The sequence below is a fragment of the Blastococcus sp. SYSU DS1021 genome (genome assembly GCF_054050995.1).
On the sequence record NZ_JBJHAL010000012.1, the window covers coordinates 111,737 to 121,727 of the forward strand.

Annotated in this window: 11 protein-coding genes; 7 read left to right on the top strand and 4 right to left on the bottom strand. The window is 73.9% G+C overall.

Going from position 1 to position 9,991, the window contains the following annotated elements:
- The first annotated feature begins 26 nt into the window (after positions 1-26).
- Positions 27-1,187, top strand: coding sequence for a xylose isomerase (gene xylA / locus ACI8AP_RS11310; RefSeq protein WP_456589437.1), 1,161 nt, complete (start codon positions 27-29; stop codon positions 1,185-1,187).
- A 63-nt stretch (positions 1,188-1,250) separates the two neighbouring features.
- Here xylA and ACI8AP_RS11315 read toward each other — a convergent pair whose 3' ends face one another.
- Together ACI8AP_RS11315 and ACI8AP_RS11320 are read right to left on the bottom strand one after the other, a co-directional pair.
- Complete coding sequence (locus ACI8AP_RS11315) at positions 1,251-2,165, bottom strand: alpha/beta hydrolase family protein (RefSeq protein ID WP_456589438.1); 915 nt, start codon at positions 2,163-2,165, stop codon at positions 1,251-1,253.
- Position 2,166: 1 nt separating this feature from the next.
- Positions 2,167-2,532: a hypothetical protein gene (locus tag ACI8AP_RS11320; RefSeq protein WP_456589439.1), complete on the bottom strand. Its 366-nt coding sequence runs from the start codon at positions 2,530-2,532 to the stop codon at positions 2,167-2,169.
- A 37-nt stretch (positions 2,533-2,569) separates the two neighbouring features.
- Here ACI8AP_RS11320 and ACI8AP_RS11325 point away from each other — a divergent pair, with 37 nt between their 5' ends.
- Positions 2,570-3,118, top strand: coding sequence for a helix-turn-helix domain-containing protein (locus ACI8AP_RS11325; protein WP_456589440.1), 549 nt, complete (start codon positions 2,570-2,572; stop codon positions 3,116-3,118).
- Here the strand turns inward: ACI8AP_RS11325 and ACI8AP_RS11330 are convergent.
- Complete coding sequence (locus ACI8AP_RS11330; RefSeq protein ID WP_456589441.1) at positions 3,108-3,611, bottom strand: hypothetical protein; 504 nt, start codon at positions 3,609-3,611, stop codon at positions 3,108-3,110. The two genes, ACI8AP_RS11325 and ACI8AP_RS11330, sit on opposite strands and share 11 nt — an antisense overlap.
- A 183-nt stretch (positions 3,612-3,794) precedes the next feature.
- On the opposite strand from ACI8AP_RS11330, the gene ACI8AP_RS11335 reads away from it, so the two are divergent.
- Positions 3,795-4,931 carry an ROK family protein gene (locus tag ACI8AP_RS11335; RefSeq protein ID WP_456589442.1) on the top strand — a complete coding sequence of 379 codons (1,137 nt, stop codon included), beginning with the start codon at positions 3,795-3,797 and terminating at the stop codon, positions 4,929-4,931.
- 9 nt (positions 4,932-4,940) lie between these two features.
- Here the strand turns inward: ACI8AP_RS11335 and ACI8AP_RS11340 are convergent, their stop codons facing one another.
- Positions 4,941-5,324, bottom strand: coding sequence for a hypothetical protein (locus ACI8AP_RS11340; RefSeq protein WP_456589443.1), 384 nt, complete (start codon positions 5,322-5,324; stop codon positions 4,941-4,943).
- 177 nt (positions 5,325-5,501) lie between these two features.
- Between ACI8AP_RS11340 and ACI8AP_RS11345 the strand changes: the two genes are divergently transcribed.
- The 4 genes from ACI8AP_RS11345 to ACI8AP_RS11360 form a co-directional block, all read left to right on the top strand.
- Positions 5,502-7,097 (top strand): sugar ABC transporter ATP-binding protein, encoded by a 1,596-nt coding sequence (locus ACI8AP_RS11345; RefSeq protein ID WP_456589444.1) that lies wholly within the window; start codon positions 5,502-5,504, stop codon positions 7,095-7,097.
- Entirely contained in the window at positions 7,094-8,290 is a 1,197-nt protein-coding gene (locus tag ACI8AP_RS11350) for an ABC transporter permease (protein ID WP_456589445.1), read from the top strand. Before ACI8AP_RS11345 ends, ACI8AP_RS11350 begins: the two co-directional genes overlap by 4 nt.
- A gap of 111 nt (positions 8,291-8,401) precedes the next feature.
- Positions 8,402-9,427 (top strand): substrate-binding domain-containing protein, encoded by a 1,026-nt coding sequence (locus ACI8AP_RS11355; protein WP_456589446.1) that lies wholly within the window; start codon positions 8,402-8,404, stop codon positions 9,425-9,427.
- A gap of 64 nt (positions 9,428-9,491) precedes the next feature.
- Positions 9,492-9,991, top strand: a 500-nt coding sequence (locus ACI8AP_RS11360; RefSeq protein WP_456589447.1) for a Gfo/Idh/MocA family protein, incomplete at its 3' end; no start/stop codon positions are given.

The window sequence follows — 9,991 nt, forward strand, 5'->3', positions numbered from 1 at the left end:
CGATCGACCCGGATGGAGATCCCCGCATGACCGACTACACCCCGACCAAGGACGACAAGTTCAGCTTCGGTCTCTGGACCGTGGGCTGGCAGGGCGTCGACGTCTTCGGCGGCGCCGTCCGGCCCCCGCTGGACCCGGTGGAGTCGGTGCACCGGCTCGCCGAGCTCGGTGCCGCCGCCGTCACCTTCCACGACGACGACCTGGTGCCCGACGACGCCACCCGCGACGCCACTCTCGAGCGGTTCAAGAAGGCGCTGGCCGAGACCGGCATGGGCGTGGAGATGGCGACCACCAACCTGTTCGGCGCCCCGGTGTTCAAGGACGGCGGCTTCACCGCCAACGACCGCGCCGTCCGCCGGTACGCCATCGCCAAGGTGCTGCGCAACATCGACCTGGCCGCCGAGCTGGGCGCGAAGACGTACGTGCTGTGGGGCGGACGTGAGGGTGCGGAGTCCGGTGGCACCAAGGACGTCGCCGCCGCGCTGGACCGGTACAAGGAGGGCCTGGACCTGCTCTGCTCCTACGTGCGGGAGAAGGGCTACGACATCCGGTTCGCCCTGGAGCCCAAGCCGAACGAGCCGCGCGGCGACATCCTGCTGCCGACCATCGGCCACGCGATCGCCTTCATCAACGAGCTCGAGGAGCCGACCCGCGTCGGGCTGAACCCCGAGGTCGGGCACGAGGAGATGGCCGGGCTCAACTTCGCCATGGGCATCGGCCAGGCGCTGTGGCACGACAAGCTCTTCCACGTCGACCTCAACGGCCAGCACGGCCCGCGCTTCGACCAGGACCTGCGCTTCGGCGCGGGCAACCTGCGCGGGGCGTTCTGGACCGTCGACACGCTGCTCGGCTCCGGGTCGGGGAAGGCCTACGACGGCTACCTGCACTTCGACTACAAGCCGCCGCGGACCGAGGACATCGACGGTGTCTGGGAGACCGCCCGCGCCTGCATGCGCAACTACCTGATCCTCAAGGAGAAGGCGCAGGCGTTCCGGGCCGATCCCGAGGTCGCCGAGGCGCTGGAGGCCGCGCGCGTGGCCGAGCTCGCCGTGCCGACCCTGGCCGAGGGCGAGAGCCTCGACGCCCTGCGCAACGAGGCCCACGACCCGGAGACCCTGGGTGCCCGCGGGCTGCAGTTCGAGCGGCTCGACCAGCTGGCGATGGAGCACCTGCTCGGCGTCCGCTGAGCAGACCGGCCCGGCGGCGGGCGGGCACCCCGGGACCTCCCAGGGTGCCCGCCCGTCCCGCGTTCAGGGGCGGGTGGTCCGCCGGCACCAGTCGGCGACGGTGGCGAGGAGCTCCGCGTCGACGGGGGACCGCAGCTCCTTCCGGTAGGCGCTCATCGACGCCGGCCCGGCCTGCCGGCGCAGCGTGTGGGTGAGGTCGGGGACCAGGTGCGTCTCCACCGGCCCGCCCACGGTGGCCGCGACCACCGCCAGGTCCTCCGGCCGCACCTGCAGGTCCTTGGCGCCGGTGACCGCCAGGACCGGGACCGTGATCCGGGCGAGGTCCTCCCGTGGGTCATGTGCCAGGAACTCCCGGGTCCACCGGGCGTTGACCCGGGCGCCGCCGATGCGGGCGACGTCGGTGGTGGTGGCCTTGACCCGTGCGTGGTTGGCCGCGACCTTCGCCTCCAGGTCGGTGCGCAGGAGGCGGAGCAGGAACCGCACCGGCGCCGGGAGGGTCGGCGCGATCTGCCGCGCCTGCCACCGCAAGAGCTCCTCGCCGCGGGTGGCGCTCATGGCGAGCAGCACCAGCCCGGCCACGGGCGCGCCGCGGGCGGCGAGCGAGGCCGCGAGGATCGCGCCCTCGCTGTGCCCGGCGAGCAGCACCCGCTCCGGGTCGACCTCCGGCCGGGCGCGCAGGACGTCGAGCGCGGCGGCCAGGTCCTCGACGTTGTCGTGCAGACCGGCGGCCCGCCAGTCGCCGGGGCTGCCGCCGACCCCGCGCTTGTCGTAGCGCAGCGACGCGATGCCCGCCCCGGCCAGGGCGTGCGCCAGCTGGCGGGTGACGTCGAAGCGGGCGCGGCGGTGGTTCGAGTCGCGGTCGAGCGGGCCGGAGCCGGACGCCAGCAGGACGGCGGGCGCGGGCGGTGCTGCCTCGGGGAGCGAGAGGGTGCCGGCGAGCGGGGTGGCGCCGGGGATCTGGACCGGGACGTCGCGCACGTCAGGCGACCGGGTGCAGCGCGGCGGCCACGGCCGGGGCGTCGTCGGTGCCGACGAGCAGGGTGTCGTACCCCTGGCCCGTCAGGCGGACGCGGACCGCCGGCTGCCCCCGGCGCACGCAGACCAGCGTGCGCTCGCCGGGGCGCCGCCAGGTGCCGATCTTCCGGGCACCGGGGAGGGCCAGGCCGGGGGCGCGCAGGCCGCGCGTGGCCGGCAGGGCGTCGGCCACCACCTCGGCCGAGCGGACCGCCGAGCGCGGCACTTCCACGTCCCGTAGCAGGCCGGCGATCTTCTCGCCGAGGGTGAGGCGCACCGCGACGGTGGAAGGTGTCAGTTGCAGCGTGGCCATGGCGGACACTATTCTCACGCGTGAGACTGTTGTCAAGGATGAGAACGGTGAGCGCGTGAACTCGGTGGACCTGCTGCTGCACCCCGTCCGGCTGCGCGTGGTGCAGGCCTTCCTCGGCGGCCGCACGCTCACCACGGGAGAGGTGCGCTCCGCGCTGCCCGACGTGCCGGTCGCGTCGCTCTACCGGCACGTCGGCGTCCTCGCCGACGCCGGGGTGCTCGAGGTGGTGGGGGAGCGGAGGGTCCGCGGCGCCGCGGAGCGCAGCTACCGCCTGGTGTCGTCGGCGGCGGAGGTATCGGCCGACGACCTCGCCACCATGACGGGCGAGGACCACCGGCGGGCGTTCACCACGTTCGTCGCCTCGCTGCTGGCGGACTTCGACCGCTACCTCGACCGCGGGGAGCCCGACCTGGTGCGCGACGGGGTCGGTTACCGCCAGGTCGGCCTCTGGCTCACCGACGCCGAGTTCGACGAGCTGCTCACCGAACTCCGCGGGGTGCTGCAGGCACGGCTGGCCAACCGGCCCGGCGACGAGCGCCGGCGCCGGCTGGTCGGCCTGGTGAACCTGCCCGGGGAGGAGCCTCCCGGGGAGGTCAGTCGCTGAGGCGGCGGCGGGCCTTCGCGGCCCGCTTGTTGGCCTTGTCGAGCGTCTTCGCGGCCTTGCGCACCCGCCGCGGCTCGCGCTCGAGGGTGCCGCGCACCAGCATGCCGATGCCGATGCCGAGCAGCCAGCTGTCCTTGGCGATCGCCAGCCCCTGCTCGGTGGGGGCGAGGCTGCCCTCCTTCCGCATGCCCGGCGTCTTCAGGTAGAGCCCGAGCAGCCCGCCGGAGAAGGCGGTGAGCGCAGCGCCGGCAACGGCGGTGGGCACGAACGGCGTGAGCAGCGCCGCACCGACGGCGATCTCGGCGGTGGACAGCGCCTTCGCGAACTGCTGCGGCTCCATCCGCGCGAGGAACGGGTACGTGCCGCTGGCGAAGCCGTGCATGCCGGCCGCCGCCTGCTCGTCGGCACCGCGCTTGCCGAGGCCGCTGTTGAGGATGAAGGCGCCGGCGGAGAGCCGGGGTGGGATCTCGGACAGGGTGATGGGCAGACCCACGGGAGCACACCTTTCTGGTCGGTGGAGCTGGTCCAGTGCTCAACCAGCATGACCCGACCAGTGCCCCCGCACACGTCGGGCAACCCCGTGCCCGACGTGTGCGTGTGGCGGCCTCGCGCCACCGGCGGTGCGGGCGCGGCGTGTCACTATGACGGCGTGGCGTCCACCTCTGCGTCTGCCGGCGTGCTGTTGCGTCACGTGCGGACCGGCCGCGCCCGGAGCCGGGCGGACCTGGTCGCGCTGACGGGCGCCTCCCGCAACACCGTGAGCGCACGGGTCGATCAGCTCATCGCCGCGAACCTGCTGGCGGAGGGCGGGCGTGGCTGGAGCACCGGCGGCCGCCCGCCGACGCTGCTGCGCTTCAACAGCGGCGCCGGCTGCGTGATCGCCGTCGACCTCGGGGTGACCAGCGTCGACGTCGCCGTCACCGACCTGTCCGCCCAGATCCTCGCGACCGTCGGCCACCCCATCGACATCGCCGACGGCCCCGGGCCGGTGCTGGCGGAGGTCGACCGGCTGGCCCAGCAGGTGCTCGCCGCGGCGGGGCTGACGGCGGGCGACGTCTGCGCGGTGGGCGTGGGCGTGCCCGGCCCGGTGGAGTTCTCGACCGGCCGACCCTCGCATCCGCCGATCATGCCGGGCTGGCACGACTACCCGATCCCCAGCGCGTTCGGCCGGTACGAGTGCCCGGTCTACGTCGACAACGACGTGAACGTCATGGCGCTGGGGGAGATCGGCGTCGCCGGCTCGGTGCAGGACGTGCTGGTCGTCAAGGTGGGGACGGGCATCGGCTGCGGCGTGATCGTCGACGGTCGGGTGTACCGGGGGGCGCAGGGCAGCGCCGGCGACATCGGGCACATCCACGTCGCCCAGCCCGACGGCCGCACCGTCGTGTGCCGGTGCGGGCAGGAGAACTGCCTGGAGGCGATCGCCGGCGGCGGCGCGCTGTTGCGGGACGCCGTCGCCGCGGGGTTGCCGGTGGAGACCGTCCGCGAGGTCGTGCGGCTCGCCGCCCAGGGGGACGGCGTGGCGCTGGAGCTGGTCCGCGGCGCGGGGCGCACGATCGGCACGGTGCTCGCCGCGCTGGTCAACTTCTTCAACCCGCACCGCATCGTCATGACCGGGGGTGTGGCGCAGGCCGGCGTCCCGCTGCTCGCGGGCATCCGGGAGGCCGTCTACCGCCGCTCGATGCCGCTGGCCGCCCGCGCCCTGGAGATCACCGTGAGCGAGGCTCCCGAGCGCTCCGGCCGCGTCGGTGCCGCGCTCATGGCGATCGAGGAGTTCCTGGACGAGGACTCGGTCCAGGCCCTGGCGCGCTGACCGGCGCCCTCAGGACTGCAGGGCCAGCACGAGGCAGCAGGCCGCCAGGACCAGGCACACCGGGGTCATCACGGCGCGCTCCGCCCGGCTGCGCGACGCGGCGTTCACCGCCACGCCGAGTCCGAAGTAGGCCGTCAGCACCCAGATCCCGGCGTTCACGCCCCCCGCGGCGCCCGGCACGGTGAGCTGCGTGGCGGACGCCCGGATGGTGAGCGCGAAGAGCGCGTACAGCGCGATCGACAGCGCGCTGCCGATGCGCAGCCGGCGGGGGAGCACGCGGTGGCGCCCGCCCCAGGCGAGGTGGCCGAGCGGGGCGCCGGCGACGAGCGCCGCCTGGAAGACGGCCAGGCCGGCCAGCAGGGCGACGGCGACGGCGGCCGGCACGACGATCACGCGCCGCACGGTAGCGGTCCGGCTGGCGCGGAAGGCGAGGAGCGCGCCCGGGCCGGCGTCGAGGTCTCGGTTCGGTAACCGGCGCCCGGAACCTTGACCCCCTGTGACGCGGCACATATGTTGCTCGCTCAGCGGACTAATGGTCAATGGTGAGCAGAAGTACCGGAGGTGGGCGCAGTGGCCGGTGCACCGGTGGGGCACGACGGCGCGGGAGGTGCGCCGCTCCTGGCGATGCACGGCATCGTCAAGACGTTTCCGGGGGTGCGCGCGCTCGACGGCGTCGATCTCGATGTGCGGGCCGGGGAGGTGCACTGCCTGCTCGGGCAGAACGGCGCCGGGAAGTCGACCCTGATCAAGGTGCTCGCGGGCGCGCACCAGCCCGACGGCGGGCGGATCGAGTGGCGCGGCGAGCCGGTCTCCCTGACCAACCCGCAGGTGGCGATGAAGCACGGCATCGCCACCATCTACCAGGAGCTCGACCTGGTGGCCGGCCTCACCGTGGCCGACAACATCTTCCTGGGCCGCGAGCGGTCGCGGTTCGGCCTCGCCCGGCCGGCGCCGGCGAACGAGGCCGCCGGCAAGCTGCTGGCCCGGCTCGGCCACCCGGAGATCCGGCCCACCGCGGAGGTCGGCTCGCTGCCCGCCGCCGCGCAGCAGATGGTCAGCATCGCCCGGGCGCTCTCCCAGGACGCGCAGCTGATCGTCATGGACGAGCCGTCGGCCGTCCTGGACAACGAAGAGGTCCAGCACCTGTTCGAGGTGATCCGGGACCTGACCCGCGACGGCGTCGCGGTCGTCTACATCTCCCACCGCCTCGAGGAGATCCGCGAGGTGGGCGACCGGATCACCGTGCTCAAGGACGGGCGCACCGTGGCCACCGGGCTGCCGGTGCGGGACACCACGACCCGCCAGGTGATCGAGCTGATGACCGGCCGCGACATCGAGTACGTCTTCCCCGAGCGCCGGGCCGTCCCCGCCGCGGAGCCGCTGCTCTCGGTGCGCGACCTGAGCCTGCGCGGCACGTTCCGGGGGGTGTCCTTCGACGTCCGCCCGGGCGAGGTGGTCGGCCTCGCCGGGCTGGTGGGCTCGGGGCGCTCGGAGATCCTCGAGACCGTCTACGGCGCGCGCCGGGCGACCGGCGGCACCGTCTCGGTGGCGGGCCAGCGGCTGCGCCCGGGCCGGGTCTCCGCCGCGGTGGCCGCCGGCGTCGGGCTTGCCCCCGAGGAGCGCAAGAGCCAGGCGCTGCTCCTCGGCGACGCCGTCTACCGCAACATGAGCATCGCCAGCCTGGCCCGGTTCGCCCGCGGCGGGTTCCTCTCCGGCAGCAACGAGAAGGACGCCGCGCGCGAGCAGGCGCAGGCCCTCGACGTCCGCCCGGGCGACGTCAGCCGGGAGGTGCGGACGCTGTCGGGCGGCAACCAGCAGAAGGTCGTCCTCGCCCGCTGGCTGCTGCGCGACTGCCGGGTCCTGCTCCTCGACGAGCCCACCCGCGGCGTCGACGTCGGCGCCCGCTCGGAGATCTACGCGCTGATCCGCGAGCTGGCCGACCGCGGGGTCGCCGTCGTCGTGGTCTCCAGCGAGATCCCCGAGGTGCTGGGCCTGGCCGACCGGGTGCTGGTGATCTCCGACGGATCGGTCGTCGCCGAGCGGCCGGCCGACGCGCTCGACGAGCACGCCGTGCTCGACCTCGTCATGGAGGGATCGGTAGGCCCGCGCCAGCGCGGCGACCGGCAGCAGCCCACCGCACAGCAGCACGAAGGGGACGTGGCATGACCGGCAGCACCGCGACGACCGGGGGAGCGGGCGCGCCCGCGACGCCGAAGGGCCGCGCGCCCGAGGGGAACGGCGGCAGGCGCGCCGGTTTCATGGCCGGGTCGGCGGGGCCGCTGGTCGGCCTCGTCGTCGCGCTGGCCCTGCTCTGCATCGTCGGCGCGGTCACCGCGCCGGAACGCTTCGTCGACATCAACAACGTGCTGACCATCCTGCGGCTGGCCGCGGTCGTCGGCGTGGTCAGCATCGGCATGACGTTCGTGATCATCGGCGGTGGCATCGACCTCTCGGTGGGCGCGCTGGTCGCGCTGTCGTCGGTGTGGGCGACCACGCTGGCCACCCAGGCCATGGCCGAGGACTTCCACTGGATCGTCATGGTGTTCACGGCGATCGCGGTCGGCGCCGGCGCGGGGCTGGTCAACGGGATCGTCATCGCCTACGGCCGGCTGGTGGCCTTCATCGCCACCCTCGCCATGCTGGTCTCGGCCCGCGGCCTGGCCGAGATCATCGCCAACCGCCGCACCCAGATCGTGCAGAACGAGGGCTTCCTCGACTTCTTCACCGGCGACGTCCTCGGCATCCCGATGCTGGTGATCATCTGGGCGCTCGTCTCGGTCGCCGGCTGGGTCCTGCTCAACCGCACGACCTTCGGCCGGCACACCTTCGCCGTCGGCGGCAACGCCGAGGCTGCCCGGCTGGCCGGCATCCGCGTGCAGTGGCACACCTTGAAGCTCTACGTGCTCTCCGGCGTCACCTGCGGCATCGGCGCGGTGATGCTCATGGCGCGGACGACGACCGGCACCTCCACCCACGGCACGCTGCTGGAACTCCAGGTGATCGCCGCCGTCGTCATCGGCGGCACCCTGCTCACCGGTGGCCGCGGCACGATCGTCGGCACCGTCCTCGGCGTGCTGATCCTCATCACGCTGGGCAACATCTTCACGCTCAACAACCTGTCCAGCTCGGTCCAGGCCGTCGCGCAGGGCGTGATCATCGTGGTCGCCGTCCTGCTGCAGACGCGGCTGGCCGAGGGGCGCCGCGGCTCCGGCTGGCTGTCCCGCCTGCGCTCCGGCCGGGGCGAGTCGTCGTCCGGCGGCGCGGTCGCGGGGGGCACCCCGGCCGGCGCGGTGTCCGGCGGCTCGAGCGTGCCCGGCGCGCCGGGCGGCGACCGGCCCGGCACCGGCTCCGCCCCCTGATCCCCATGCACTGACTTCCCCACCCCCCAGAACCTGCCGGCGACCCGCCGGACGTGGCACACCGAGGAGAGATACATGTCTGCAGCGAGGCAGCGCCCCCACCGTCGTCTGATGTCCACCGCGGTCGCCCTGGCCGGCGCCTCCGTTCTCGTCGCCGGCTGCACCAGCAACGAGCCGGAGAGCTCCGGCGGTGGTGGTGGCGGCGGCACCGGCGCCGCGGCCAGCTCCAACGACGAGACCGGCGAGACCGTCCGGATCGGCTTCTCCGCGCCCGCCGCCGACCACGGCTGGATGGCCGGCATCACGGAGGCGGCACGGGACGCGGCCGGCGAGTACGAGGACATCGACCTGCAGGTCGCCGAGGGCACCAACGACGTCAGCACGCAGATCAGCCAGGTGGAGACCTTCATCAACGAGGGTGTCGATGCCATCGTGCTGCTGCCGTTCGACGGCGCTGCCATGACGCCGGTGGCGCTGCAGGCGATGGAGGCCGGCATCCCGGTCATCAACGTCGACCGCGAGTTCAACAGCCCGTTCGCCGCCCGCGCCACCGTCCTCGGCGACAACTACGGCATGGGCGTCTCCGCCGGCACCTACATCTGCGAGCAGGTCGGCGACAACCCCGACGCCGTCGTCGCCGAGATCGCCGGCATCGACTCGCTGCCGCTGACCCAGGACCGCAGCCAGGGTTTCGCCGACGCGCTGGCCGACTGCGGCCTCGACGTCGACAACCGGGTCGCGGCGGACTTCACCGTCGAGGGCGGCGAGGAGGCCGCGGCCAACCTGCTGCAGGCGGCACCCCAGATCGACGCCCTGTGGAACCACGACGACGACCAGGGCGTCGGCGTGCTCGCCGCCATCCAGAACGCCGGCCGCGACGAGTTCGTCATGGTCGGCGGCGCCGGCTCGGCGAACGCGATGCGGGAGATCCAGTCCGGGGACTCGGTGCTGCAGGCGACCGTCATCTACCCGCACACCCAGGCCGCCGACGGCATCCGCCTGGCCCGGCTGATCGCGCAGGGCAAGTCGATGTCGGACCTGGTCTCGCCCGAGGTCCCGCGGGAGATCGTGCTCAACGCGCCGGTCGTCACGGCCGAGAACGTCGACGAGTACATCGACCGCGCGTTCGAGTCCTGATCCGACGGGGCAGCGGGGGAGCGAGCGCGTTCCCCCGCTGCTCCACCCCCGCTGGGAGAAGCAGATGACCCGTACCCTCGGCGTCGGCCTGATCGGCTACGCCTTCATGGGCGCCGCGCACACGCACGCGTGGCGCACCGCCCCCCACTTCTTCGACCTGCCGCTGCGGCCGGAGCTGACCGTGCTGGCCGGGCGGGACGCCGCCAAGGTCGCCGAGGCCGCCGGCAAGCTGGGCTGGTCGAGCACCGAGACCGACTGGCACCGCGTCGTCGAGCGCGAGGACGTCGACCTGGTCGACGTCTGCACCCCCGGGAACACCCACGCCGAGATCGCGATCGCCGCGCTCGAGGCCGGCAAGCACGTGCTCTGCGAGAAGCCGCTGGCCAACACGGTGGCCGAGGCCGAGGCGATGGCCGAGGCGGCGGCGAAGGCCGCGACCCGCGGCGTCCGGTCGATGGTGGGCTTCACCTACCGGCGGGTGCCCGCGATCGGGCTGGCCCGCAAGCTCGTGGCCGAGGGCCGGCTCGGCCAGATCCGGCACGTCCGCGCGCAGTACCTGCAGGA